The sequence below is a fragment of the Teichococcus globiformis genome (genome assembly GCF_042646265.1).
Lineage (GTDB): Bacteria > Pseudomonadota > Alphaproteobacteria > Acetobacterales > Acetobacteraceae > Pseudoroseomonas > Pseudoroseomonas globiformis.
In genome coordinates this window covers 60,914-87,017 of the sequence record NZ_JBHRTN010000002.1, presented here as the reverse complement: position 1 = coordinate 87,017, position 26,104 = coordinate 60,914, and the positions used below count along the sequence as shown (strand labels likewise).

General features: G+C 67.2%; 24 protein-coding genes. 11 read left to right on the top strand and 13 right to left on the bottom strand.

Annotated elements, in window-relative coordinates; translation table 11 throughout:
- Positions 1-29: 29 nt before the first annotated feature.
- From ACFOD4_RS00640 to ubiA, 4 genes are all read right to left on the bottom strand, one after another.
- Positions 30-2,033 (bottom strand): BCCT family transporter, encoded by a 2,004-nt coding sequence (locus tag ACFOD4_RS00640; protein ID WP_379592536.1) that lies wholly within the window; start codon positions 2,031-2,033, stop codon positions 30-32.
- A gap of 212 nt (positions 2,034-2,245) precedes the next feature.
- Positions 2,246-3,343 (bottom strand): branched-chain amino acid aminotransferase, encoded by a 1,098-nt coding sequence (locus ACFOD4_RS00635; RefSeq protein ID WP_379592534.1) that lies wholly within the window; start codon positions 3,341-3,343, stop codon positions 2,246-2,248.
- A gap of 124 nt (positions 3,344-3,467) precedes the next feature.
- Complete coding sequence (locus ACFOD4_RS00630; protein ID WP_379592531.1) at positions 3,468-4,130, bottom strand: class I SAM-dependent methyltransferase; 663 nt, start codon at positions 4,128-4,130, stop codon at positions 3,468-3,470.
- Positions 4,127-5,062 (bottom strand): 4-hydroxybenzoate octaprenyltransferase, encoded by a 936-nt coding sequence (ubiA, locus tag ACFOD4_RS00625; RefSeq protein WP_379592529.1) that lies wholly within the window; start codon positions 5,060-5,062, stop codon positions 4,127-4,129. The genes ACFOD4_RS00630 and ubiA overlap by 4 nt, the downstream gene beginning before the upstream one ends.
- On the opposite strand from ubiA, the gene ACFOD4_RS00620 reads away from it, so the two are divergent.
- Positions 5,055-5,783, top strand: coding sequence for a 16S rRNA (uracil(1498)-N(3))-methyltransferase (locus ACFOD4_RS00620; protein WP_379592527.1), 729 nt, complete (start codon positions 5,055-5,057; stop codon positions 5,781-5,783). The genes ubiA and ACFOD4_RS00620 overlap by 8 nt on opposite strands.
- 49 nt (positions 5,784-5,832) lie before the next feature.
- Entirely contained in the window at positions 5,833-7,176 is a 1,344-nt protein-coding gene (locus ACFOD4_RS00615) for a glutamate--cysteine ligase (protein WP_379592525.1), read from the top strand.
- A gap of 43 nt (positions 7,177-7,219) precedes the next feature.
- On the opposite strand, the gene ACFOD4_RS00610 is transcribed toward ACFOD4_RS00615, so the two are convergent.
- Entirely contained in the window at positions 7,220-7,558 is a 339-nt protein-coding gene (locus ACFOD4_RS00610) for a hypothetical protein (RefSeq protein WP_379592523.1), read from the bottom strand.
- A 207-nt stretch (positions 7,559-7,765) separates the two neighbouring features.
- Here ACFOD4_RS00610 and uvrB point away from each other — a divergent pair, with 207 nt between their 5' ends.
- Together uvrB and ACFOD4_RS00600 are read left to right on the top strand one after the other, a co-directional pair.
- Positions 7,766-9,970 carry an excinuclease ABC subunit UvrB gene (gene uvrB, locus ACFOD4_RS00605; RefSeq protein ID WP_379592521.1) on the top strand — a complete coding sequence of 735 codons (2,205 nt, stop codon included), beginning with the start codon at positions 7,766-7,768 and terminating at the stop codon, positions 9,968-9,970.
- 154 nt (positions 9,971-10,124) lie between these two features.
- On the top strand, positions 10,125-11,048 hold the full coding sequence (locus ACFOD4_RS00600; RefSeq protein ID WP_379592519.1) for an FkbM family methyltransferase: 924 nt from the start codon (positions 10,125-10,127) through the stop codon (positions 11,046-11,048).
- Between the two features lie 18 nt (positions 11,049-11,066).
- Here ACFOD4_RS00600 and ACFOD4_RS00595 read toward each other — a convergent pair whose 3' ends face one another.
- The 3 genes from ACFOD4_RS00595 to ACFOD4_RS00585 form a co-directional block, all read right to left on the bottom strand.
- Entirely contained in the window at positions 11,067-12,197 is a 1,131-nt protein-coding gene (locus ACFOD4_RS00595) for an ABC transporter substrate-binding protein (RefSeq protein WP_379592517.1), read from the bottom strand.
- Positions 12,198-12,267: 70 nt separating this feature from the next.
- On the bottom strand, positions 12,268-13,026 hold the full coding sequence (locus tag ACFOD4_RS00590) for a TVP38/TMEM64 family protein (protein ID WP_379592515.1): 759 nt from the start codon (positions 13,024-13,026) through the stop codon (positions 12,268-12,270).
- Positions 12,981-13,775, bottom strand: a complete 795-nt coding sequence (locus ACFOD4_RS00585) for a glycosyltransferase family 2 protein (protein WP_456316857.1) — start codon at positions 13,773-13,775, stop codon at positions 12,981-12,983. The genes ACFOD4_RS00590 and ACFOD4_RS00585 overlap by 46 nt, the downstream gene beginning before the upstream one ends.
- Positions 13,776-13,935: 160 nt before the next feature.
- Between ACFOD4_RS00585 and ACFOD4_RS00580 the strand changes: the two genes are divergently transcribed.
- The 5 genes from ACFOD4_RS00580 to ACFOD4_RS00560 all read left to right on the top strand — a co-directional run bounded on the left by ACFOD4_RS00580 (position 13,936) and on the right by ACFOD4_RS00560 (position 19,887).
- Positions 13,936-15,003 carry a COX15/CtaA family protein gene (locus ACFOD4_RS00580; RefSeq protein ID WP_379592513.1) on the top strand — a complete coding sequence of 356 codons (1,068 nt, stop codon included), beginning with the start codon at positions 13,936-13,938 and terminating at the stop codon, positions 15,001-15,003.
- Positions 15,000-17,264: a sensor histidine kinase gene (locus ACFOD4_RS00575; protein ID WP_379592511.1), complete on the top strand. Its 2,265-nt coding sequence runs from the start codon at positions 15,000-15,002 to the stop codon at positions 17,262-17,264. The genes ACFOD4_RS00580 and ACFOD4_RS00575 overlap by 4 nt, the downstream gene beginning before the upstream one ends.
- A complete protein-coding gene (gene tldD / locus ACFOD4_RS00570) occupies positions 17,261-18,688 on the top strand; it encodes a metalloprotease TldD (RefSeq protein ID WP_379592510.1) in 1,428 nt (475 codons plus the stop codon). Before ACFOD4_RS00575 ends, tldD begins: the two co-directional genes overlap by 4 nt.
- Positions 18,689-18,728: 40 nt before the next feature.
- Complete coding sequence (locus ACFOD4_RS00565; RefSeq protein ID WP_379592508.1) at positions 18,729-19,208, top strand: GNAT family N-acetyltransferase; 480 nt, start codon at positions 18,729-18,731, stop codon at positions 19,206-19,208.
- A 139-nt stretch (positions 19,209-19,347) separates the two neighbouring features.
- Positions 19,348-19,887 (top strand): hypothetical protein, encoded by a 540-nt coding sequence (locus tag ACFOD4_RS00560; protein ID WP_379592506.1) that lies wholly within the window; start codon positions 19,348-19,350, stop codon positions 19,885-19,887.
- A 118-nt stretch (positions 19,888-20,005) separates the two neighbouring features.
- Here the strand turns inward: ACFOD4_RS00560 and ACFOD4_RS00555 are convergent, their stop codons facing one another.
- The 3 genes from ACFOD4_RS00555 to ACFOD4_RS00545 all read right to left on the bottom strand — a co-directional run bounded on the left by ACFOD4_RS00555 (position 20,006) and on the right by ACFOD4_RS00545 (position 22,327).
- Positions 20,006-20,524 (bottom strand): hypothetical protein, encoded by a 519-nt coding sequence (locus ACFOD4_RS00555; RefSeq protein ID WP_379592504.1) that lies wholly within the window; start codon positions 20,522-20,524, stop codon positions 20,006-20,008.
- An 85-nt stretch (positions 20,525-20,609) separates the two neighbouring features.
- Positions 20,610-21,359, bottom strand: coding sequence for a TerC family protein (locus ACFOD4_RS00550; RefSeq protein WP_379592502.1), 750 nt, complete (start codon positions 21,357-21,359; stop codon positions 20,610-20,612).
- Complete coding sequence (locus tag ACFOD4_RS00545) at positions 21,359-22,327, bottom strand: lipid kinase (protein ID WP_379592500.1); 969 nt, start codon at positions 22,325-22,327, stop codon at positions 21,359-21,361. The genes ACFOD4_RS00550 and ACFOD4_RS00545 overlap by 1 nt, the downstream gene beginning before the upstream one ends.
- 151 nt (positions 22,328-22,478) lie before the next feature.
- Here ACFOD4_RS00545 and ACFOD4_RS00540 point away from each other — a divergent pair, with 151 nt between their 5' ends.
- Positions 22,479-23,267, top strand: coding sequence for a phosphatase PAP2 family protein (locus tag ACFOD4_RS00540; RefSeq protein ID WP_379592498.1), 789 nt, complete (start codon positions 22,479-22,481; stop codon positions 23,265-23,267).
- A 58-nt stretch (positions 23,268-23,325) separates the two neighbouring features.
- On the top strand, positions 23,326-24,048 hold the full coding sequence (locus ACFOD4_RS00535; protein ID WP_379592496.1) for a methyltransferase domain-containing protein: 723 nt from the start codon (positions 23,326-23,328) through the stop codon (positions 24,046-24,048).
- A gap of 2 nt (positions 24,049-24,050) precedes the next feature.
- On the opposite strand, the gene ACFOD4_RS00530 is transcribed toward ACFOD4_RS00535, so the two are convergent.
- Together ACFOD4_RS00530 and adh are read right to left on the bottom strand one after the other, a co-directional pair.
- On the bottom strand, positions 24,051-24,473 hold the full coding sequence (locus ACFOD4_RS00530) for a DUF779 domain-containing protein (RefSeq protein ID WP_379592494.1): 423 nt from the start codon (positions 24,471-24,473) through the stop codon (positions 24,051-24,053).
- Positions 24,474-24,529: 56 nt separating this feature from the next.
- Complete coding sequence (adh, locus tag ACFOD4_RS00525) at positions 24,530-26,047, bottom strand: aldehyde dehydrogenase (protein WP_379592492.1); 1,518 nt, start codon at positions 26,045-26,047, stop codon at positions 24,530-24,532.
- Positions 26,048-26,104: the final 57 nt, after the last annotated feature.

Here is a 26,104-nt window from a genome sequence, read left to right as displayed (position 1 = left end):
GGCCGGCCCCTTCCCGGTTTCGCTCCAGTTCAGTTGGCGCGCAGGGCATGCAGATACTGGAAGTGCCTGTCGTATTGTTGCAGCACGTCCTGCATCAACTCGGCCTTGTCGAAGCCGAGCACGTCGTAATCCTGCCCGCCATCCTCCAGAAACACCTCGGCACGATAGAAGTGCTCGTCGCGCTTCTTCCGGTCGGCAGCCGTATCGAAATAGGAGTAGCTCGGCATCTCGTAGCGGCGCAGCCGGACGCCGTACTGGAATTCCTCCGGCGCGCCGGGCATGGCCGTCATCCGCAGGCGGTCGTCGCGGATGGTGACGCTGGCTTCCATGCCGCGCTGCTGCAACTCGGCCGCAACAGATTCCAGAACCGGCTGCGCGACCTCCCGCATGAAGCGCTCCGCTTCCGGGCGGCGGGGATGCGACAGGATGCCGTGCAGCTGTCTCTGCCAGTTGGCCTGGCGCGGGCGCAGGCTCTGGGCCAGGGCATCCTGCCGCATGCCCTCCCGCTGCAGGCCGCGCCACAGGCCGTAGCACATGACCAGCATCACCATGGTGAAAGGCAGTGCGCTGGCGATCGAGGCCGTTTGCAGCGCGTTGAGGCCGCCCGTGCTGAGCAGAACCGCGGCGATAACGCCGCTGAGGATGGCCCAGAAGACGCGACGCCAGACCGGACCATCTTCACGGCCGCCTGAGGTGATGGTGTCGATCACCAGTGCGGCGCTGTCGGCACTGGTGACGAAGAAGCACATGATCAGCACCATGGCGAACCAGGAAACGTAAGTTCCGAGCGGATACTGTTCGAGGAACACGAACAGCGCCAGCGTCACATCCTGCGAGACCGCCTCGGATACGGCGGTGTTGTTGTTGTAGAGATGGAGGAAGATGGCTGCGTCGCCAAACACCGTCATCCAGGCAAAGGAGAAGCCCGCCGGCACCAGCAGCACGCCCATGACGAATTCACGGATAGTGCGCCCGCGCGAGATGCGCGCGATGAACATGCCGACAAAGGGCGACCACGCGATCCACCAGCCCCAGTAGAACAGCGTCCAGTCGCCAAGCCACGCCCCCGGCGCCTCGTTGGGCGCATAGGCATACATGTAGAAGGTGCGCAGCACGAACTGGTCGAGATAGGCACCGAGGTTCTGCACCAGGGCCCGCAGCAGGAACGTCGTGGGGCCGACGATGAAGATGAACAGCATCAGCATCGTGGCCATGGCCATGTTCATGTTGGACAGAAACTTGATGCCTTTGTCCAGGCCCGTGGCAACGGACATGGTGGCCATGCCCGTGATCACGACGATCAACGACAACTGTACCCAGAAGGTGATGGGCCAGCCCAGAACGTGGTTGAAGCCGGCATTGACCTGCAGCACTCCGAGGCCGAGCGAGGTTGCCACGCCGAACATCGTGCCGATGGTCGCGAAGGTATCGACGGCATGTCCGATCGGGCCATAGATGCGATCGCCGATGATCGGGTACAGGGCGGAGCGCATGGTCAGCGGAAGGCCATGGCGATAGGAGAAGTAGGCGAGGCTAAGGCCGATCACCGCATAGACGGCCCAGGCATGCAGGCCCCAGTGGAAGAAGCTGATCTGCATCGCTGTGCGGGCTGCATCGATGCTGCCTGCTTCCCCTACCGGCGGCATGGTGAAGTGCATGACAGGCTCGGCGACGCCGAAGAAGACCAGGCCGATGCCCATGCCGGCCGCGAAGAGCATCGAGAACCAGGCACTGTAGCTGTAGTCGGGCTCCGAGTGGTTCGGCCCGAGCTTTACCTTTCCATGGCCTGTGAAGCCCAGGAGCAGCATGAACAGCAGGAAGATCGCTACCGCCAGCAGGTAGAACCAGCCAAAATCCGCGATGATCCAAGCCTGCATCGCAGCGAACAGGGCGTTGGAGGCTTCGGGAACGACGATCCCGGTCAGTACGAAAACCGCGATGATCCCGACGGCCCAGAAGAAGACGGGCTTGCTGACCCCCTCCATCAATCCCTTTCGGGTGCCTTCCGGCAGCGGATCTTGCGTGGCGGACATCTCGGCCCCTCCCTGGATTCTGGAAGCCGGCAGGCCGATTGGACCATGCCGGGGGGAAGATGCCGCTGCATGGCTCAGGGTTGCAGGTCACCTCAACCGACCGCCGACGCCGCCAGCCAAAACTGGCCAGGATTGCTGGCCGCGGCGGCATCGTGGCCAATCATTAAATCGCTGTCATATGAGGAGTGGGCGCAACCCCTCTGCCGAGCTGGTCAGGCGGCCACAGGCACCGGCACGACGCTGGTCCAACCATGGGCGTCCGGGGCGGTGCCGTACTGGATGCCTACGATGCTGTCATACAGCTTCTGGGTCAGCAGGCCGGTATGGCCATTGCCGACCACCAGCTTCTCGCCTTTGTAGCCGAGCTCGCCCACGGGCGAGACTACGGCGGCCGTGCCCGTGCCCCACATCTCGCGCAGCGTGCCCTGGCGGCCGGCTTCCATCACCTCGTCGATCGAGATGCGCCGCTCGGAGACGGTGTGGCCCCAGTCGCGCAGCAGTTGCAGTGCGGAGTTGCGGGTCACGCCATCCAGAATGGTGCCGGCCAGCGGCGGCGTGATGATCTCGTCGCCGATCTGCATCATGATGTTCATGGTGCCGACCTCGTCGATGTATTTCCGCTCGACGCCGTCCAGCCACAGCACCTGGGTGTAGCCGGCGCGCTCGGCCTCCTGCTGGGCAGAAAGGGAGGCGGCGTAGTTGGCCGCCGTCTTCGCCTCGCCCAGCCCGCCCTGCACGGCGCGCACATGGGTGTCGGTGGCGAGGATGCGCACCGGCTTCACCCCTTCCTTGTAGTAGGCACCGACCGGCGAGCAGATGACAAAGTAGGTGTAGCGGTGCGCCGGGTGGACACCGAGCATCACGTCGCGGGCGATCACGGTGGGGCGGATGTAGAGCGAGGTGCCTTCCTTGCGCGGCACCCAGTCCGCATCGGCCGCCACGATCGCCTCGAAGGAACGGCGGATGAGATCCGCATCCATTTCGGGGATGCACAGGGCACGGGCCGACTTGTTCAGGCGCTCGGCGTGGCGCTGGGCCCGGAACAGGCGGATCCGGCCATCCTTGCCGCGAAAGGCCTTCAGCCCATCGAAGATCGCCTGGCCGTAGTGCAGCACCGAGGTGGCGGGATCCATCACGAGCGGCTCGTAGGGAACCACGCGCGGGTCGTGCCAGCCTTTCCCTTCCTCGTAGTCCATCAGGAACATGTGGTCGGTGAAGACCTTGCCGAAGGCGAGCGAGCCGTCCTCCGGACGCGGGCTCGGCCGCTCGGTGCGGGTCACGCTGATCGGGGTTTCGCTTGCGGTCGTCATCGGTGCTCTTCTCGCATCTTTGTTGCGTCTGGGGGCAACCTACCGCAACAGAGATGCGGCGCGCCCCTGGGACTCGTCATTCCACCCATGCGCCCAGGTTCTGATAGGTCAGAATCACTGACTTTCAGGCTGTCGTGGACGTGACGAGGCGATAAACCGTCACCTCCCGTGAGTCACGATCTTCCAGCTCCCGGGTTGTGGGCACGGAGAAGCGCCGCACAGGAATCAGGCCATCCTTCGGCAGGTAGGCCCGGCCAGGATCCGCCAACAGCACCTCGGCGCCATCGGCAGCCAGGCGGCGCAGCCAGGGCATGATGTGGCCGGTCATCGGCGCCTCGTAGCAGACATCGCCGGCCAGCACCGTGTCCCATCGGCGGAGTGCACCGACCACGTCGGCCGTGGCGGCGACGACGTTCACGCCGTTGCGGGCCGCGTTCAGGTGGGTGGCGGCGATGGCCAGCGGATCGATCTCGGCGGCCTCCACCATGGCAGCACCCATGCGTGCGGCGGCGATCGCGGCCAGTCCGCCGCCGGCGGCGAAATCCAACACCCGTCGGCCCTCCACCGCGATCTCGCCATCCAGGATCAGCCGCCCCAGGGCCTGACTGCCGGGCCAGGCAAAGGCCCAGAACGGCGGCTCGATGCCTTCTTCCGCCAGCCATTGCTCGGTGGCCTGCCAGATGGGCGTGATCTCGGTGGCGAGATGGAGCTCGATTTCCGGCACCAGGGCCGGGCGGCCAAGGGCCGTATGGGCGGCGATGAAACCAGCCGCATCCTGTTTTGTCACAGCCGTCCGATCAAGAAGGCGGCCGCGACCAGCAAGCCGACCTCGCGGTTGCGCTGGAACAGCCGGAGGCAGAGCACCGGGTCATGGATGTTGAGCCGCCGGATCTGCCAGCCCAGCACCAGGGCGGGCAGCAGCAGCGCCGGGTAGAACAGCGCCCCCGCGCCGCCAAGGAAACCGGCCAGCAGCAGCAGTGCCACCGCCCCGGCATAACAGAACAGGAGGAACGGCGCGGTCCTCTCGCCAAAGCGGCGCGCGGTGGAGCGGACTCCAACCAGCGCATCATCCTCCCGGTCCTGATGCGCGTATATGGTGTCGTACCCCAGGATCCAGAGAAAGGCGGCGGCGTAAAGGGACAGTGCCGCGCCATCCAGATGCCCGGTCGCCGCCGCATAACCCATCGGCGCGGCCCAGGAGAAGGTGAGGCCCAAGACCGCCTGGGGATAGTCCGTGACGCGCTTGGCCAGGGGGTAGAGCGCCACGGGCACCAGCGACACAACGCCCAGCAGCCAGCAGAGCGGGTTGAGTTGCAGCAGAACAGTCAGCCCGATGAGCAGCAGCAGGCCAAGAAAAGCCAGCGCCTGTCTCGGGCGCACGGTGCCAGAGGCCAGCGGACGGCCTGCCGTGCGCGTGACCTGCCGGTCCAGCTCGCGGTCCCAAAGGTCGTTCACCACGCAGCCGGCGCCGCGCATCACCACCGAGCCCAGACCGAACAAGGCGGCCAGCCACAGCCCCCGCCCCCAGCCCGGTGCCGCCAGGGCGAAGGCCCAGAGGCCCGGCAGAAATAGCAGCCAGGAGCCGATCGGCCGGTCCAGCCGCATCAGCAGCGCATAGGGCCGCCAACCATCGGGGAGTTGCGCGACCCAGCCTCGGGCGCGGATATCGGTGTGCGAGTTCACCCCGTCATTTGCGCCGCCGGAGCCCCCCATGTCCATCCCGCGCCTCTACGTCCAAGCCGATCTTTCCGCCGGCTCCGAGCTTCCCGCCCTGCCCGGCCAGGGCCACTACCTTGGCCAGGTCATGCGCAAGGCCGTGGGCGATCCGGTGCTGCTGTTCAACGGGCGGGACGGCGAGTGGCGGGGGTACATCGCAGCCATCCGCAAGGACAAGGCAAGCTTCATGCCCGAAGCGCTGCAACGCCCCCAGGCGGCCTCACCGGACATCCGGCTGTTGCTGGCCCCGGTGAAGCGCGACGCCCTGGACTGGACCGTGGAAAAGGCAACGGAGCTGGGGGTGCGGCACATCCAGCCCGTGATCACCGCCCGCACCGTGGTGGGCCGCGTGAACATCGAGCGGCTGGCGGCCATCGCCCGCGAGGCCGCGGAGCAGTGCGAGCGGCTGGACGTGCCTGAGATCGGCGAGCCGCTGGATCTTCACCGAACGCTGGACGGCTGGGACGGAGCCCCCCTCCTGGTGGGGGATGCGCGCGGCAAAGCACAGCCGCTCGGCGTGGTTCTAGCCGGAAAGGCACCTCCGATCGGGTTTCTGGTCGGGCCGGAGGGGGGTTTCACCGGGCAGGAGCTTGACGCGGTGCGGCGCCGTGCCTTTGTTCTACCGGCTGCGCTCGGCCCCCGGATTCTCAGGGCCGAGACGGCAGCGGTCGCGGGACTCGCCGTGCTGCAGGCATTGGCGGGGGACTGGGCCGTTCCCACCTGAGTCCCCGCGCCCCCGGCACCCTGCTGTCCCGCGCATTCTTGAGGTCACGATGTCCAATCCCGGTGAGGCCGACCTCACACCGATCTCCTCCACGCGCGAGCTTGCCGAATGGTTTGCGGCCGGGAGCAAGGACCGCGCCGACTGGCGCATCGGCACGGAGCACGAGAAGTTCGGCTTCCGACGCGACGACCTTTCCCCCCCGCCCTACGAGCCGGATGGCATCCGGGCCATGCTGGAAGGGCTGGAACGCCTGGGCTGGGAACCCATCCTGGACAGTGGCAACCCGATCGGGCTGAAGCGCGGTGGGGCCTCGGTCAGCCTGGAGCCGGGCGGCCAATTCGAGCTGTCCGGCGCTCCGTTGCCCGACCTGCACGCCGCCGAGGCGGAACTGCGGGACCATTTGGCCGAGGTGCGGGAAGTGGGCGGCACACTCGGCCTCGGCTTCGCACCACTCGGCTTCCACCCCCTGGCGCGGCGCGAGCAGATGCCGTGGATGCCCAAGGGCCGCTACGCCATCATGCGCAACTACATGCCGCGCGTGGGCACGATGGGGCTCGACATGATGCTGCGCACCTGCACCGTGCAGGTGAACCTGGATTTCGGCCCCGAGGCCGACATGGTCGAGAAGCTGCGCATCTCCCTGGCCCTGCAGCCCCTGGCCACCGCCCTGTTCGCGAACTCGCCCTTCGCGGAAGGCCGGCCCAATGGGCTGCGGACCCTGCGCGGCCGGGTCTGGACCGAGACCGACCCGGACCGCACCGGAATTCCCGCCGTGGCGTTCGAGCCCGGCTTCGGCTTCCAGCGATTCGCCGATTGGGTGCTGGACGTTCCGATGTACTTCATCATGCGCGAAGGGCGCTGGATCGATTGCGCCGGCGCCTCCTTCCGGCAGTTCATGGCCGGCGGCCTGCCGGATCACCCCGGCGTCTTCGCCACCATGGGCGACTGGGCCGACCATGTGACCACGGTGTTCACCGATGTGCGATTGAAGCGGTTCCTGGAGATGCGGGGCGCCGATGCCGGAAGCCCCGAGATGATGCAGGCCCTGCCCGCCTTCTGGACCGGCCTGCTTTACGACGACGCGGCGCAGAAGGCCGCGGCCGCGCTGGTGCGGGACTGGGCGGTACCCGAAATGCAGGCTCTTCGCCTGGCGGTGCCGGAGCAGGCGATCCACACCCCGTTCCGCGGCCGCAGTCTGCGCGAATGGGGCCGGGATGCCGTGGCCATCGCGCGGCAGGGCCTGGTGGCCCGCGGCATGGGCGAAGAGCGCTACCTGACGGCTCTGGAAAACGTGCTGGAAGCGGGCGAAACCCAGGCGGATCATTGGCTCCGACGCCATGCAACCGTTTGGGATGGCGATTTGGCGCGCATCCTGCCCGAAGCCGCCATCTGAAGGTTGGCTCTGGGGAGGAAGACCTGCCTCCCCAACGCTTGCCCTAGGCGCGGAAGACCTGTTCCGGTTCCGCCAGGCTGGCACTTCGGAACAGCGCACGTTCCCACACGATCTTCATGGCCTGATCCACTCCGGTGGCGAGTCCCTCACGTGTGACGTCGTCACCATCGGTCATCAGCACCGCGATACCAGCCATCTCGCGCTGCAGCACGAAGCCGGCATCCTGGTCTTCCCACAAGGCAGGCGTGAGCAGCAGGGTTACCTCGCCCAGCTGATCCACGTGGGGAAACAGCGTCCATCGCCCCGGCAGGGTGCGGGTACGTCGGGTGATCTCAACAAGTTCCTCCTCGGTAAACCGGGAGACAACGGGCGATTCGCACATTTTGTGCATCTCCCCAAGGAAAGGCCGGAAGGTCATGCCGGCAACTTGGCCAAGAAAGATGAATGAGGCTTTAAAGAGTCTTGCCGCCTCACGGAAAGCTGAACCTTTTCTTCATAAAAGCTGCTCCGTTCACAATGCGTTCCCGGACCGCTGGCATTTCGGCGACATCGCTCCCACATTGGGCGCCTCTCGCAGGGGGCAAGTCGCATGAATCTCATCATCCCCGCCGCCACTCCGTTTCTGCCACCAAAGCGCCCGGCCCCGCCGAAGGCGCGCGCCCTTACCATCTCGTCTCCCTATGAGCCGGCGGGAGACCAGCCCGCCGCCATAGCGCAGTTGGTTGACGGGCTGAAGCAGCAGGATCGCGACCAGGTGCTGCTGGGTGTGACCGGCTCCGGCAAGACCTTCACCATGGCCAAGGTGATCGAGGCCGTTCAGCGCCCGGCCCTGGTCCTGGCGCCAAACAAGACCCTGGCGGCCCAGCTCTACGGGGAGATGAAGTCCTTCTTTCCAGATAACGCGGTCGAGTACTTCGTCAGCTACTACGACTACTACCAGCCCGAAGCCTATGTGCCGCGCTCCGATACCTATATCGAGAAGGATGCGCAGATCAACGAGCAGATCGACCGCATGCGCCACTCGGCCACTCAGGCCCTGCTGGAGCGGAGCGACGTGATCATCGTGGCCTCCGTGTCCTGCATCTACGGCATCGGGTCCGTAGAGCTTTACTCCAACATGGTGGTCAAGTTGCAGCTCGGTGGTCGGATCGGGCGCGACCAGTTGTTGAAGGCGCTTGTGGAGCAGCAATATCGCCGCAACGACGCCGCCTTCCAGCGGGGCACCTTCCGCGTGCGCGGCGAGACGGTCGATATCTGGCCTTCGCATCTCGAGGACCGCGCCTGGCGGGTGAACCTGTTTGGCGACGAGATCGACGCCCTGCGCGAGTTCGATCCGCTGACCGGCGAGATCGCCGGTGAGATGGAGAATGTCGCCATCTACGCGAACAGCCACTACGTCACGCCGCGCCCTACCCTGCTGCAGGCCATTCGCGACATCCGTGTTGAGCTGAAGCAGCGGCTGGAGGAGCTGAACGCCGAGGGCAAGCTGCTGGAGGCCCAGCGGCTGGAACAGCGCACCACCTTCGACCTGGAGATGATGGAAACCACCGGGTCCTGCAAAGGCATCGAGAACTATTCGCGCTACCTGTCCGGCCGCGGCCCGGGCAATCCGCCGCCTACGCTGTTCGAGTACCTGCCGGACAACGCGCTGCTGATCGTCGATGAGAGCCACGTCACCGTGCCGCAGATCGGCGGCATGTACCGCGGCGACTTCGCGCGCAAATCCATCCTGAACGAGTTCGGCTTCCGCCTGCCCTCCTGCATGGACAACCGGCCGCTGAAGTTCGAGGAATGGGAAAGCTTTCGACCGGATACCATCTTTGTCTCGGCGACGCCGGGCGGATGGGAAATGGAACGCACGGGCGGCACCTTCGCCGAGCAGGTGATCCGTCCCACCGGGCTGACCGATCCGCCAGTGGACATCCGCCCCGTCGAGGGCCAGGTGGATGACCTGCTGGCCGAGTGCCGCGACACCATGGCCAAGGGTGGCCGGGTGCTGGTGACCACGCTCACCAAGCGCATGGCCGAGGATCTGACCGAGTACATGACGGAGGCGGGCATCAAGGTCCGCTACCTTCACTCGGACGTGGACACGCTGGAGCGAATCGAGATCATCCGCGACCTGCGCAAGGGCGTGTTCGACGTGCTGGTGGGCATCAACCTGCTGCGCGAGGGCCTCGACATCCCGGAATGCCGGCTGGTCGCCATCCTGGACGCCGACAAGGAAGGCTTTCTGCGCTCCACCACCTCGCTGATCCAGACCATCGGCCGCGCCGCGCGCAATGCCGAGGGCCGGGTGATCCTCTACGCCGACCGGATGACCGACAGCATGCGCCGGGCGCTGGAAGAGACGGACCGGCGCCGCGCCAAGCAGCAGGCCTACAACACCGAGCATGGCATCACGCCGCAAAGCATCCGGCGCGACATCGCCGATGTGCTGCAATCGGTCTACGAGCAGGATTACGTCACCGTGGCACCGACCGGTGCCGAGGAGGCCGGTCCGATGGAGTTCGTGGGCAAGGACCTGCGCGCCTCCATCGCCACGCTGGAGAAGCAGATGCGCGCCGCCGCCGCCGATCTGGAGTTCGAGACCGCGGCGCGGCTGCGCGACGAGATCAAGCGGCTGGAGAATCTCGAACTCGGACTGGCTGGCGGATTGGAGCCCAACTTGGCCGGGCGCTCGATGAATCCCGCCGCGCCGAAAAAGAGTGGCAAGGGGGATTGGAAGCCCAAGCCCCTTGGCCCCGGCGGCGGGGGCTATGATCCGGAGAAGAAACGATCTCGCCGGCGCTGAAGGCTGGAGGCAAGCGCAAACCAGGGCAGGCAATAAGAAGAGGAAGTCTCGCGCAGGACGAGCGTTGCTCACGCTTGCGCGATCAGGGCGCGAACGAGTAGTTTTCGGCCCGCGTCAGCTGAAAAAATTCCCCCTGGCGTTGCAAGGATACCGCATGAGCGAAACAAGTCCGCCCGCCGCCAGCGCGCAAACCATGGCCAGCCTGGAGGCGGGTATTCGCGCCTTGCAGGAGCAGCTGAAAACGCTCGACGCCAGCATGAATCGTCGCATCACGGGATTGGAAGCGCAGCTAAGTCAGCTGCGTAACAGCCACACCCTGTTCCTGGGCGGGCATGAGGCGCTGACGCGGCTCTACACAGGGCACCGCATCTATGTGGATACGCGCGATGTCGGCATCTGCTCGCACCTGATGCTGGAAGGCCGGTGGGAGCCCTGGATCGAGAAGATCATCGCCGCCGCCGTGAAGCCGGGCATGACCTTTCTCGATGTGGGCGCCAACTTTGGCTACTACACATTGCTGGGGGCGTCCTGGGTGGGCGCCACGGGTCGGGTTTATTCCTTCGAGGCCAATCCCAAGATCTTCCGCCATCTGGAAAAATCTGTTTCCATCAACGGCTTCGGCGGCCGGGTGAAGCTGCACAATCTTGCGGTGCATTCTACCGAGGGAACGCTGCGCTTCGGCTACACCGACGAGTATTCCGGCGGCGGCTCCACCATGGGCGCGCCGCACGGCGCCCATGAGGTCGAGGTGCGCGCCGCGCCCCTCGACGTGCTGCTGGCCGACGTGCCCTTTGTGCAGGTGATGAAAGTCGATGTGGAAGGAGCGGAGCCCTACGTCTTTGACGGTGCCCGACAACTCATGGAACGCTCGCCCAACCTGACGCTGGTCGTGGAGTTCCACGAGGGCAGCACCCGGCCCATCCTTTCTCCCCTGCAATACCTGCAAAACTTCGTTGATCTGGGCTTTGGCCTCTCCCTGATCGAGCCTGCCGGGCTGACGCCGCCGATGACCCCGCAGGAAATCCTGACCAAGCTCGGCGGCGACCTCGGCTATCTCTACATGACACGCGGCACGTGAAGCCGGATGGCCGGGTGGTCAGCCCGGCGGCAGGCTGGTCCAGTAGGTTCCCTCAAAGGCAACGCGGGTGAAGCGGTTCGCCTCGGCCAGGGCAGCGGCCGGATCAAGATCGGCGAACAGCTCTGGCCGAACCCACCGTGCCATGGCCTCCAGCCCCACGAAGCTGAGAGGCGTGCCGCTGAAGTAGTTCCACAGGCCGTGCGCCCGCCCGGCCTTCACGGCGGCAAGGTTCGCCAGCTCGGGTGCCCGCAACACCTCCCGCAGGCTCTGCTGCGCCCGTTCCGGTGACGCGCCGCTGCCAAGGATGAGACCTCCCTCGTCCCCGGGGCGGTGAAGGCCGGTTCCGATGAACACGTCGGGTGACAGGCTGAGAATCTGCTCCAGCCCCAGCGTGCCGCCGCGCGGCGTGGGCAGCATCGTCCCCGCGACGTTGCGGGCGCCCAGCGCCTTCAGATACTCCCCGGCCCCACCCTCCCCCGCCGCCCAGCAACAGGGCCAGCGTCCAGGGAAGGCGGTGAGCAGAACGGCGGGGGGGATGCCCTGGGCGGCGGCGACCCGCTCGCGGACTCGCGCCACCCGGGCGTCATAAAGCACCGCGTAGGCTTCCGCCTGCTCCTCCCGCCCGAGTGCCTGGCCCAGGAGGCGGATGCTGCGCGGGGTGTTGGTGAGCGGGTTCTGGAAGGTATCCACAAACAGCGTCGGCACCCCGGCGCGTTCCAGAATCGTCACGCTTTGCTGCACTTCCGGCGAGTCGAACTGCCAGACCGCGAGGATGATGAGGTCTGGCCGCAGCGCCAACGCGGTTTCCACCGGCAGGGTCTGGCCAACGGTTGTCGTGGGCTGTGGCACCTGTTCCAACGCCGGGAAAGCGCGGCGGAAGGCGGCATCCATGACGGGATCGGCCTGCCGCAAGTCACCCCCCGTACCCACCAGCAAGGAAACCGGATCGGGGTGGATCAGGGCCAGGCTCAGCAGCTGGAAGCCCTCGCCGAGCAGGATGGCGCGCGGTGCGGCGGGCAGGGTGACGCGGCGGCCGAGCAGGTCCGTCAGCGCGCGTGGCCAGCCGGTAGCGGATTGCCCGAGGGCAGGCCGTGCAAGGGCAGCCGCGCCGGCCGCCAAGCCGGAGAGGCAGAAAGAGCGTCGCTGCACGGCTGGGCTCCGATCAGTTGCGAGGCGCTCGCAGATAGCCCGACGCGGGGCTATGCGGCAAGCGCGGGGCTCAGTCTTCGGTGTCCATGGCCTGCCCAGCCCGGTGGCGCCGAAGCAGCCAAACGCCGATGGCCGCCGAGCCCAGGAACAGCAGCCCGGCCAGCCAGAGCTGGGCGACGCGGTCCACCGCCACTCCGGCACCGGCCAGGGCGAAGATGGCCGTTTGTGGCAGGTAGCCGATCAGCGAACCGGCCAGGAAGGGCAGTGCCGGGATGCCCGACAGCCCGGCCAGCAGGTTGAGCGCCAGGTTGTTGCCCACCGGCAGCAGTCGCAGCGACAGGGTGGCTCCGAAGGGGTTGGCTGCCAGCACGTCGCGCAGGCGGCGCAGCCTTCGGCCGAACCGCCCCGCCAGCCGCCGCTCGGCCCAGCCACGCCCGACCAGCCGCGCCCAGCCATAGGTTGCGAGGCAGCTCACCCCCTGCGCCACCAGCGACAACGCCCCTCCAAGCCAGGGACCGAAGGCGTAGCCCCCCAGAAAGGCGACCGCCTGGCGCGGCATGCCGATGGCCAGCGCCACAGTGGCGATAACCAGATAAACCGCCTCGCCACGGGCCGACTGGTCCATGCCAAAGCGCCGGACCCATTGCGCTGCGGCATCGCCCCCGGGTGCTCCGCCGAGTTCGCGCAGCAGCCAGCCTGCCAGCGCCAGCCCGGCGGCCAGCACCAGCAGCTTGCCCAGAGCCGCCAGCGGGGCAGAACGCGGATGGGAGCCGGGCGCGATGCTCACGGCGCGGGAGGGGAGACCGGCTCCGGCGCCGCGACCAGGCACGGCCTCTTCCACCGGCGCTGCAGCCACATCACACCCAGAATATCGGTGATGCCCACGGCCAGCCGGTCAAGCGTGCCGTAATTCGATTGGCCCCGAAGGCGGGGGCGGTGGTTGACCGGGCGGCTGACCACGCGTCCGCCCTGCCTCAGCACCAGGGCGGGCAGGAAGCGGTGCATGTGGTCGAAGGGCGGCAGTTCCAGAAACAGTGCGCGAGGGAACAGCTTCAGCCCGCAGCCCGTGTCGGGTGTGGCATCGCCCAACAGCCGGGCCCGAATGCGATTCGCCAACCGGGAGGACAGGCGCTTCACCTGGGTGTCCCGCCGGGTTGTGCGCCAGCCCGCCACCATCAACGCCGGTGCCTCGGGCCGCGCCTCGTTCTGGGCGAAGTCCCACAGCGCGGGAATGTCTGCCGGGTCGTTCTGGCCATCGCCATCCAACGTGGCGATCCAGGCGCCGCGCGCCGCGCGGACGCCCGAAACGATTGCCGCCGATTGTCCGCAGGATACTGCATGGGTCAGCACCCGCAGCGTCGGTACCCGCGCCGCCAGATCGGCCAGCACCGCCGCGCTGTTGTCGGCCGAGCCGTCATTCACATAGACGATCTCGTGCCTGATGGCGGCCAGGGCGGTGGAGATCTCCTCCACCAGCGGTCCGATGTTCGGGGCCTCGTTGCGCACGGGCACAACAACCGACAACAGCGGCGCCCCGGATTCCAGGGCGCCCGGCGCGGCGTCGGCAGGGCGCGTCATTTCCGGCATGGCGGCGCGGGGTAGCAGGCGCGGAAGCGGGCGACAAGGGAGTGCCGCACCCTCTTGCGGCTGCCAATGGCCCCTCAGCATCACATCGATGGGGTTGAGACAAGCTGCCCAGGCTCGCAGGATCGCCGCCCGTGCTAGAAGGGCCGGCATCATGCCGTTCGATCCTCATCCCACCCCGCGCAACCGCGACCTCGCCGACCGACAGGCCATCGGCTGGTGGCTGCTCGGCATTGCCTTCATGATCTGGGTCATGGTGGCGCTCGGCGGCGCCACGCGGCTGACCGGCTCGGGCCTGTCCATCATGGAATGGGCGCCGATCTCGGGCATGCTGCCCCCCTTGTCGCAGACGGAATGGGAGCGCCTCTACGAATTGTACCGCACCATTCCCCAGTACCAGATCGTCAACCAGGGATTCGGGCTCGAAGGCTTCAAGCAGATCTTCTGGCTGGAATGGCTGCACCGGCTCTGGGGCCGGCTGATCGGCCTCGCCTTCGCACTGCCGCTGGCCTGGTTCTGGCTGCGCGGCCGCATCCCATCGGGCCTCAAGCCCCGCCTGCTGCTGCTGTTCCTGCTGGGGGGGGCCCAGGGTGCCGTCGGCTGGTTCATGGTGGCCTCCGGCTTCGAGGCGGACCGCACCGCTGTCTCGCCCTACAGGCTGGTGGTGCATCTCGGGCTGGCGTTGCTGCTCTACGGTGTGGTGCTGTGGACCGCGATGGGCCTGTTCCGACCGGGACGCGACGCGCCGCCGCATCCGTCCGGCTTGCGCCGGTTGGCACACGGCACTGCGGGGTTGGTTGTGCTGGCCATGCTGGCGGGCGGCTTCACTGCCGGCATCCATGCGGGCTTCGCCTACAACACCTTTCCGCTGATGGAAGGGCGCCTGATTCCGGACGGTTACGCCCAGCTTTCACCATTCATTCATAATTTTACAGCGAATATTGCTGCTGTGCAGTTCAACCATAGATTCCTTGCCACGCTCGCCGCATGCGGCGCAGTGGGCGCCGCCTTCTGGGGCGCCGCCGCGCTTCCGGCCTCCTTCGCGCGCACCAGCCTTCTTGCGCTCGGCTGGGTGGTGGCACTGCAATACGCGTTGGGCGTCGCCACCCTGCTGCTGGTGGTGCCGGCCTGGCTCGGCACACTGCACCAGACCGTCGCCGTGGCCGTGCTGACCGCTACCCTCGCCGCGCTGCACGGGCTGCGCCGTCCGCGGCAGACATGAGCGAGGGGGGCGGAACAGACGGCGCGGCGGACGCGGCCCGGCTGTTGCTCGCGCTGCCAAGTGCCGTGCTGATCTACAACAGCGCGGATCAGGTGGTGCTGGCCAACCCCGCCGCCCAGCACATGTTCAGCCCGCAGTCGGAAACGCCCCTTGCCGGCCTGTCACTGGAGGCGATCGCCAGCCTGGCGTCATACAAGGGCCTGTATGGCGCCGGTGACCCCAAAGCCCAGGTCATGGCGGCCATGGAGATCGATCGCCGTCAGCACCATTGTCGCGTCTTGCGCACGACGGATGGCCGATTCCTCGAGGTGCGCTCCATTCCTCTGCCCGGTGGAGGATGGGCCAGCGTCACCCAGGACGTCACGCCGCACCGCCAGGCCGAGGCTTCCAGCCGGCAGAGAATGCGGCTGATGGACATGGCCCTGCGGAAGAATCCCTCCGGCGTCGCCATCTATGACGCGGAACGACGGCTCGTCCTCTACAACGACCAGTACGAGGCCATGCTCGAGGTGCCGGCGGGCAGCATCCATATCGGCATGGATTTCGACACTGTCACCAGCCTCGTGATCGACAACACGCCACTGGATGACGAGCAACGGGCTTTGTTTGAAAGCCGCCGCCATGTGGACCGGCGCCAGCGCGGCCAATTTCTGCGGCAGCGCGGCGATGGCAGCGCATTGCGGGTCACCAGCCAGCCGCTGGACGATGGCGGATTTCTGGTGGTGCAGGAGGATGTCACCCCGCTGCGCGCTGCGGAAGACGAGGCCAACCGACGCGCAGCCCTGCTGGATGCGGTGCTGGAAGCCATGCCGCAGGGGGTTTGCGTTTACGGCCCCGACAGGCGGCTGCGCATGGCCAATGCCGCTTTCCGCGGCATGGTGGGCGCGTCGGAAGTGCGGATCGGCGAGCATCTGCGCGATATCCTCCGCCGCCGGGAAGCCGCCAGCGAATATACCAGGGGCGAGGACCCAGAAGTCGTCTACCGCCGCCAGTTCGATTTCGGCCGGGACCCTGTTCTCCGGCGGCGTGCCGACGGCAAGCTGCTGAGCGGCAACACGGCGCCACTGCCCGATGGAGGACATATCTCCGTCCTGGGTGACGTTACCGCCCTGCATGCGGCGGAGGAGGAAGCCAAACGGCGCGCAGACCTGCTGCAGCTCATCATGGACAGCATGCGTCACGGCGTATGTTTGTTCGACCGCGAGCACCGCGTGGTGGTCGCCAACACGCTGGCCTACGAAATGACCGGCTTGTCGCGGCAGGAACTCGCACCCGGCGCACGCCTCGAGGATCTGCGTCGCATCCAGCTTGAGCGCGGCCAGTTCGGCAATGGCCTCCGCGCAGAGCAGATCTTCCAGAGCCGATCGACCCATGACCCGGCGCTGCTGGAAACCTTTACCCGGACCCGGGCCGATGGACGGGTGATCGAAACCGCCACCGATCCTACTCCGGATGGCGGGTTCGTCCGCATCTACACCGATGTCACGGCCGAGCACACCGCCCTGGCGGCGATCGAGCAGGCGCGCCGCGCGGCCGAGCAGGCGGATTTCTCCAAGACTCGCTTTCTGGCCACCATGAGCCATGAATTGCGCACGCCCCTCAATGCGGTGATCGGCTTTTCCGAGGCTCTGCTGGCCGAAGGCGCGGCGGAGCGGGACCCGCTGCAAGTCGCCGAATTCGCCGGCACCATCCTGGAGGCCGGGCGGCACCTTTTGTCGCTGATCGACGAGGTGCTGGCCGTTGCCCAGGCGGGCGCAGGGGCGCTGCGGGTCGAAACCCGGCCGCTCTATATCCCGAGCGTGCTGGACAGCACCCTCAGGCTGATGCGCACCACCGCCGATGCGGCCGGCGTCGAGCTAGTGCTGGAGGCTCTGCCGGATCTGCCGCGCGCCCATGCCGATGAGCGGCGGCTGCGGCAGATCCTGCTGAACCTGCTGGCGAATTCGGTGAAGTTTACGCCGGCTGGCGGGCAGGTGCGGCTGAGTGCGGCGGCGATTTCGCCCGGTCTGCTGGAGATCACCGTCACCGATACGGGCATCGGCATGGCGCCCGACCAGCTTGAGCGCGCCTTCGAGCCCTTTGTGCAGTTGGAAACGAGCCATGCCCGCCGATATGGAGGATCCGGGCTGGGGCTGTATCTTGCCCGGGCGCTGGCCGGTGCGATGGATGCCACGCTGACGCTCGAAAGCGAGCGCGGCGGCGGCACTGTGGCCCGGCTTCGCCTCGCCACCGCCATGCAAGCGCAGGAGCAGACGGCATGACCGCACTCGAGACCACCGACCGGCTGTTTTTCCGCGAACTGGCGCTGACGGATGCCGAGCGCCTGGCTTCCGCCGCGTTGCGCGGCGCCGAGGACGGTGAGCTGTTCCTGGAATACGTGGAAAGCGAGGCCATCAGCCTGGATGACGGTCGCATCCGCTCCGCGAGCTTCGATGCCACCCGCGGTTTCGGGCTGCGTTCCGTTGCCGGGGATGCGTCGGGCTACGCGCATGGCGGCGAAATCTCCGAAGCGGCCCTGTCCCGCGCCGCCGCCACCGTGCGGGCCGTTGCCGCCGGACATTCCGGCAAGGCCGCCATCGGGCCACGTGCCACCAATGCCCGCCTCTACGACTCGGCCAATCCCCTTTCGGCAGTGGAGTTCCCGGCCAAGACAGCGCTGCTGGCGGAGATCGATGCCTATGCCCGGGCCCGCGACAGCCGCGTGACGCAGGTGATGGCGAACCTGACCGGGGAATGGCAGGCGGTGCAGATCCTTCGCGCGGATGGGCAACGCCTGGCCGATCTACGCCCCCTGGTACGGCTCAATGTTTCCGTGGTGGTGGAAGCCGGCGGACGGCGGGAAAGCGGCATGCATGGCATGGGTGGACGCCATGCCTATGACCTGGTGATGGCGCCGGAAGCCTGGAAATTCGCTGTGGACGAAGCGCTGCGCCAGGCCGTGCTGAACCTGGAAAGCATACCCGCCCCGGCCGGCGAGATGGAGGTCGTGCTCGGCCCGGGCTGGCCCGGCATTCTGCTGCACGAGGCGATCGGTCATGGGCTGGAAGGCGATTTCAATCGCAAGAAGACCTCGGCCTTCGCCGGGCTGCTGGGGCAGCGGATCGCCTCACCCGGGGTGACGGTGGTCGATGACGGCACCCTTGCCAACCGCCGCGGCTCTCTCACCGTGGATGATGAGGGCACGCCGACCGGCCGCACGGTGATGATCGAGGACGGCATCCTGAAGGGCTTCATCCAAGACCGGCAGAATGCCCGACTGATGGGCGTGGCACCCACCGGCAACGGTCGGCGCCAGAGCCATGCCCATGCCCCCATGCCGCGCATGACGAACACGGTCATGCTGCCCGGAGACAAGCACCCGGAGGAAATCCTCCGCTCGGTGAAGCGCGGAATCTGGGGCGTGAATTTCGGTGGCGGACAGGTGGACATCACCTCGGGCAAGTTCGTCTTCTCCATGTCCGAGGCTTATCTGGTGGAGGACGGCAAGGTGGGTGCGCCAGTGAAGGGTGCGATGCTGATCGGCAACGGGCCGGACGCCATGCAAAAGATCACCATGATCGGCAATGACATGGCTCTGGATCCCGGCATCGGCACCTGCGGCAAGCAGGGCCAGGGCGTGCCGGTGGGGGTGGGTCAGCCCACCCTGAAGATGACCGGGCTGACCATCGGTGGCACCGCTGTCTGAGGAAGATCTGCGACCGGGGTCGGATACCGCCCGGCGCCGATTGCCCGACATCGCCCCGCGACTGGCCATGGCGGGCGAGGCACCGTTGCTCGCTGCGCTGGTGGAACGCGCCTACGCCCCCTGGGTGTCAGTGGTCGGCCGCCGTCCGGCACCGATGCAGGACGACTACGTCGCGCGCATCGCGGCATCCCAGGCCTGGGTGGCGGAGGATGGCGGCGGCCTCGCCGCGCTGGCGGTGGTCGAGGAGCGGCGCGACGCCGCCCCGCCCTGCCTGCTGCTCGACAACATCGCCGTGGAGCCGGACCGGCACGGAACGGGCCTGGGGCTCGCCATGCTGCGCTTCGTGGGGCAGGAAGCGTTGCGGCGTGGCCTGCCGGAGGTGCGTCTCTACACCAACGAGAAGATGGAGCGGAACATCGCCCTCTATGCGCGCCTCGGCTTTACCGAGGCGGAGCGACGGCAGGAAGGCGCCTTCCGTCGCGTGATCATGGCCATTCCGTCGGAGAAGCTGGCGGGCTGAGTTGCCGCGCCGCCGAGGGTTGCTCACACCCTCTTGGCTTTCGCAGGGGAGCACCGCTCGTGCCGGTTGGGCGGGAAGCAACCCCTAGCCACGCCGCTTCGTTTTTCCGGTGTCATTCTCAGCGGCAACGGAGTTCTTCATGGCCCCTTCCCCCTCCCGCACGGCCCGGCGAGGGGCGGCATCCCGCATCGCCGCCCCTTGCATTCTGGCCCTGGGGGCCAGCCTGATTCTGGCTCCCCCCGTGGCGGCACAGCCGGCGCAGGCGCCCGAGGTCAGCCCCAACCAGCCCCGGTCGCAGCCCGACCAGGCGCAGGCATCCAGCCCCGCTGCGGGAAATCTGGCGGATTACGCCGCCATGCTTCTGTCGGCGGAGCAGCAGTTGAAGACATCGCTGGAGCGCAGTGGCCAGCAACCCGCAGGCAACCAGCAAAAGGCCATGACACCGGCGCGCATGGACATGCAGGCAGCGGCGCAGAATGCGTTCGATACGGTTCGCCGTGCGCCCAACAGCTTCCGCAGCGATTCGCTGTATGAGGATGCCGAGCGCAGCATCCGCGAGAGCCTGGCGAAGATCGTGCAGGGCACCGAGCCGGGTGAGAGCGATGGCGCCGCCGAAGCGGTGCTGCAACAGGTGACAAGGCTGCGCGAAGGGGTGCAGGCCAAGGCGAGTGCGGGCTGATAGGCCATGCGCCGTGGTGACAGGAAAACGGCCCGGCGGGAGAATGACACCCGCCGGGCCAAATGCTACGTCGAGGCGACGCTGCTGACGATCTGAGGCCGCCTTCCGCCCGCGCCGGTTACCCGTCGTTGCGTGCCTGGAAGTTCTTGTTCTGCTGCGACACGCTGCCGACCTGCCGTGGATCGACTGAGGTGGTGACGGCATCGCTTTCCACGGTCCTCATGCCGTGACGAGCGGTCCGGCCGGCGCTCGGATGCCGCCGCACGCGGTTGGCCCGCTTCATCTCCAATGCTTTGCGAGCGATCTCGCCCTGCCGGCCACGCCGCTCGGTTTCTTCCTGCCGGGTGAGTTCCCGGTTCACTCGCTTCAGCGCGGAGGCGAAGACCTGCTTCTTCTCCATCAGGCCGCTGGTCTCCGCTGCCGGACGGGCGCCGCGCTGCTCCGCCTTGCCCCGCATCTCCCGGCGGCGGGAACGGCTGATGTCCCGGGCCTTGTCACGGAACTCGCGCAGGTTCCGCGCCACCTCCACCAGTTCGCGGCGCTCCAGGCCGCAGATGGCAGGATAATGGCTGCGCTCCACCGCTGCGAGTTCGGAACCGGTGAGCATGCGACGCTCGGCAGAGATGGGCTGACTCATGAAACCTCCTCAAGACGAGCCGCCGGCAAGCCGGCGGCAACTATCATGAAAATTCCTTCATGCGTCCAAGGTTGCCGTTTCCGCATCAGGACAACGGCTGCGCCTTCCGTTCCCGGGCGCGACGCGACAGCATGTTCAGCCCCTCAACGATCACCGAGAAGGCCATGGCCGCGTAGATGTAGCCCTTCGGCACATGGGCTCCCATGCCTTCGGCGATCAGCGTCATGCCGATCATCATCAGGAAGGCGAGTGCCAGCATCACCACGGTCGGGTTTCGCTTGATGAACTCGGCCAAGGGATTGGCCGCCAGCAGCATGACGGTGACGGCAACCAGCACCGCGATCACCATGATCGGCACATGCGGCGTCATGCCCACGGCGGTGATGATGCTGTCCACCGAGAAGACGAGGTCCAGCAGCAGGATCTGCACAATGGCGGAACCGAAGGTGAGGCTCGCGCCCTGCCCCGCGAACATGTCGCCTTCCTGCGGCGGATCGACATTGTGGTGGATCTCCTTGGTTGCCTTCCACACCAGGAAGAGCCCGCCCGCGATCAGGATCAGGTCGCGCCAGGAGAAGGCGTGGCCGAACACCTCGAACACCGGCGCGGTGGCGCGGACGATCAGCGCCACCGTGCCGAGCAGCGCCAGGCGCATGATCAACGCCAGCCCGATGCCGATCCGACGTGCCCGCGCCTGCTGATGCGCGGGCAGCTTGTTGGTGATGATCGAGATGAAGATCAGGTTGTCGATGCCGAGCACAACCTCCATCGCGATCAGCGACACCAGGGCGATCCAGACCGCGGGGTCGGCGGCCAGGGCAAGCAAAGCATCCATCAGAAGAACGTCTCCTCGGAACTTTCAGAGGGTGCGAAGACCTGAACGGCCCCCGGCAGAAGCCGGAACCGGGCGGGAGTCATGGTGTTCAACTCGCCATCGGTGTTGACCGGCATGGGGCGACGGGTGCGTACGTCGCAGGCCTGGGTGGGAAAAGCGCGCACATCCCGCCACTGCCCGTGCGTGCCGGTCCGCAGATAGGGAAGCAGCGCCAGCAGGCGCCACCAGTGATTCAGCTCCAGGCTGTACACATCGAGCTTGCCGTCATCGGGGCGGGCATTGCTCGCGACCGTCATGCCGCCGCCGTAGTGGCGTCCATTGCCGACGGAGACCTGGATGGTTTTCACCTGCTCCTCCACCCCGTCATGGCTGATCCAGGCGGTAAAGGGTCGTGAACGGCGTAGCAGGCGGAAGGCGGCGATGCCGTAGCCGAGCTTGCCCCAGCGCTTCTTCACCTCGGCGCCCAGGTCGCGCGCCAGCTCCGCCGAGAAGCCGATAGAGGCCACGTTGAAGAAGGGAATGCCGTTCACCTCGCCGAGGTCGATGGGGCGGGGCGCGACGGCGGCGATGATGCGGGCAGCCTCCACCGGGTCGGGCGGGATGAACAGGCTGCGCGCCAGGTCGTTGGCGGTGCCCAGAGGCAGGATACCAAAAGGCAGGCCGGTCTCGATCAAGGCCGGCGCGGCGCCATTCAGCGTGCCGTCTCCGCCGCCCAGGATCACTGCCTGCGCTCCTTGCCCGGCATGGGCGCGGATGGCATCGGCCGCGTTGCCGCCCTCGGGGCAAGCTACTTCCTGTAGTTGCCAGCCGGCCCGCTGCAGAATGGCCAGCGCTTCCTCGATGACGGCGCCGCCATTGCGGGCGCGGCGGTTGACAATCAGCAGCGCGTGCTTCGGGCCGGGGGCGGCCTGATGTGCAGGGTTCCCCTCCGGCGTCGCGGCAGCGGCCCGGCTACCCTGATGCTGCATGGGATCCTCTATCCTCATCAATGCCCGGCCATGCGTCACATTGCGGAAAACCATACATTCCGCAATGTTGCGTTACGGTCGGTCCTCAGATTTACGGCAACTGTCACGCCACGGCAGCGTCTCAGCCCTGACCGCAACCCGGAAGGCTTCCATGTTCCCAGGCCCGTCCGCCCTGCAACGTCTGCGTCGCCGTTTCGGTTGGGGACAGTTCGCCGCTCTTGCGGCGCTGCTCTGCAGTGCGCTGGGGCTGCTCGGCTTCGCCTGGCTTGTGGACGAGGCGCTGGAAGGCGACACCCGCGCGTTCGACGAGGCCATCCTGCTGGCCCTGCGCGATCCTGCCGATCGAGCCGACCCGATCGGACCATTCTGGCTGGAGATCATGATGCGGGACTACACCGCGCTCGGCAGCCACGCCGTGCTGATCCTGGCCGGCCTGCTGGCGCTGGGATATATCGCCTTTCTGCGCAAATGGGCGTCGGCCGTGCTGCTGGTGGTGTCCTTTGGCGGCGGCATGGCGATCAACGGGCTGCTGAAGCAGGGCTTCGACCGTCCACGCCCCGACCTGGTCGCGCATCTGGCCGAGGTGCATACGGCGAGCTTTCCGTCCGGCCATGCCATGCTTTCCGCCACCTGCTACCTGGTGCTGGGCACCTTGCTGGCGGGGGTTGCTCGCCCGCGCCGGCTGAAGGCCTATGTCATGGCGGCGGCCGTTGGGCTTACGGTGATCATCGGCGTCAGCAGGGTCTATCTGGGCGTGCACTGGCCGACCGACGTTCTGGCGGGCTGGGCCCTGGGCGCCGCGTGGGCGATGGCGTGCTGGCTGGGGCTGCGGCTCTGGGTCAACCGCAAGGAGTGGCGCAGCCGTGGCGAGGGCGCGGCAGATGCCGGCACCGCGCACGCGCCTGCGCGCCCAGGCTTCCCCTCCGGCCCCGAAGCATGATTGATGCTGGCAGCGCCGGATGCCGTCCGGCGCTGCCAGCAGGAGGAGCAGAGGAAAGGTGAGTCAGGTCTTGCAGCCGCAGCAGCCGGCGGCGCCCAGGCCGGAGGCGGTGATGGCGGCACTGCCCGGGCTGATCCGCCAGGTCGCCGCACGCTATGCGGGGGCTTCCCGCTACAGCCGTGGCTTCGTGCCCGGCAAGCTGCGTGGCGACCCCGCGACGGAAGTGGTGCTGCGCCATGCGGCGCAGCTCGGCGGCTTTGGCCATGTGCTGGACCTTGGCTGCGGACGCGGTCAGCTCGCGCTGCTGCTGGTGCAGGCGGGGCTGGCGCGGGAAGCAACGGGCATCGACGTGATCGGCCCGCAGGTGGCGGAAGCCAATGCCGCTGCCGCCGGGTTGCCGGCGCGCTACATCCAGGCCGATCTGGCACGTCCGGAAACCCGCGCCGCCCTCCCGGACTGCGACACGCTGCTTCTGGTAGACGTGCTCTATCAGATGCCGGAGGCAGCACAGATGGCGTTGCTGGCACCCGCCTTGCGGGCGGCGCGGCGGCGCATGGTGATCCGGCTGTTCGACCCCGATCTGGGCTGGCGCAGCCGTTTCGGCCGCGGCATGGAACGGGTCAACGCCGTGCTGCGCGGCGAGCCCGGGGCGCGGGTCAGCCCCTTGCCGCTGCCGCGCATCGAGGCGGTGCTGCGCGGCGGAGGCTTCCGGGTCGAGCGGCGCCCCTGCTGGGGAAGGCTGCCCCTGCCCAACGTGCTGCTGCTGGCGGAACGAGACTGAGTTCAGCGGGGCGGAACGGCGCAGATTTCGCCCGAAGGCTCCGGCCCTGGCCGTGGCGCTTCCCCAAGCTGCGCCAACTCTTCGTTTCTGAAGGCGCGGGAGCGGGTGAGAAAGCGCTGTTCCCGCCCATTGTCGAGCGAGAACATGCCACCCCTCCCGGGCACCACGTCGATGATGAGCTGGGTGTGCCGCCAGGCCTCGAACTGCGCGCCGCCAATGTAGACCGGCACGCCGCCGATCTCGCCCAGCTTCACATCGCCATCGCCGATCAGGAAATCATCCTGCGGGTAGCACATGGGTGACGAGCCGTCGCAGCAGCCGCCCGATTGATGGAACAGGATGGGGCCGTGTTCCTGCCGCAGCGTGTCGATCAGGGCCAGGGCGGCGGCGGTTGCGCGCACGCGGGGCGGGGTGTTGTCGTTCATGCTGCCGCTCCTGCTGCTGGGCGCGGAGAGGGCTGCCCTCCCCGCCGCCGGATGGCTCAGAAGAAGCCGAGCTTCTTCGGGCTGTAGCTGACCAGCAGGTTCTTGGTCTGCTGATAGTGGTCCAGCATCTTCGCGTGGTTCTCCCGCCCGATGCCCGACTGCTTGTAGCCGCCGAAGGCCGCGTGCGCCGGGTAGGCGTGGTAGCAGTTGGTCCAGACACGCCCGGCCTGGATGGCGCGGCCGAAGCGGTAGGCGCGATTGCCATCCCGCGTCCAGACGCCGGCACCGAGGCCGTAGAGCGTGTCGTTGGCGATGGACAGCGCCTCCTCGTCATCCTTGAAGGTGGCGACGGAAACAACGGGGCCGAAGATCTCCTCCTGGAAGACCCGCATCTTGTTGTGGCCGCGGAAGATGGTCGGGTTGACGTAGTAGCCCCCCGCCAGTTCGCCGCCCAGCTCGTTGCGCGTGCCGCCGGCCAGCACCTCGGCACCCTCCTGCTTGCCGATGTCGATATAGCTCAGGATCTTCTCCAGCTGCTCGCTGGAGGCCTGGGCGCCGATCATGGTGGAGGGATCGAGCGGATGCCCCTGGGTGATGGCGGCGGTGCGCTTCAGCGCCCGTTCCATGAAGCGGTCGAACAGCTTCTCATGGATCAACGCTCGGGACGGGCAGGTGCAGACCTCGCCCTGGTTGAGGGCGAACATGACGAAGCCCTCGACCGCCTTGTCGAGGAAGTCGTCATCCTCCGCGCCGACATCGGCGAAGAAGATGTTAGGCGATTTGCCACCCAGCTCCAGCGTGACGGGGATCAGGTTCTGGCTGGCATACTGCATGATCAGCCGGCCAGTGGTGGTTTCGCCGGTGAAGGCGATCTTGGCGATGCGGCTGGAGGAGGCCAGCGGCTTGCCTGCCTCCAGCCCGAAGCCGTTGACGATGTTCAGCACGCCGGGCGGCAGCAGGTCGGCGATCAGCTCGGCCAGGATCATGATGGAGGCGGGCGTCTGCTCGGCCGGCTTCAGCACCACGCAATTGCCGGCGGCCAGTGCCGGCGCCAGCTTCCAGCACGCCATCAGGATCGGGAAGTTCCACGGGATGATCTGGCCGACCACGCCCAGCGGTTCCTGGAAGTGGTAGGCCACCGTGTCGTGGTCGATTTCCGAGATGCCGCCTTCCTGCGCCCGGATGCAGCCGGCGAAGTAGCGGAAATGGTCAACGGCGAGCGGCAGGTCGGCGGCCGTGGTTTCGCGGATCGGCTTGCCATTGTCCCAGCTCTCGGCGGCGGCCAGCAGCGGGATGTTGTCCTCGATCTTCTGCGCGATCCGGTTGAGGATGTTGGCGCGCTCGGTCGCGCTGGTGCGGCCCCAGCCTTCCTTGGCGGCGTGCGCTGCATCAAGGGCCGCGTTGATGTCGGCGGCATCGGAGCGCGCCACCTCGCACAACACCTTGCCGTTAACCGGCGAGGTATTCTCGAAATACCGGCCGCTCTTCGGCTCGGCCCATTGTCCGCCGATGAAGTTGCCATAGCGTGCGGCGAAGGGCGGCTTCGAGGCGCGGTCGAATTCCATCTGGGTCATCGGGTCCCCTCCCATGCTGATTTGGCGCCATTCAGCGCCCTTGAGCCGCAGCATCCT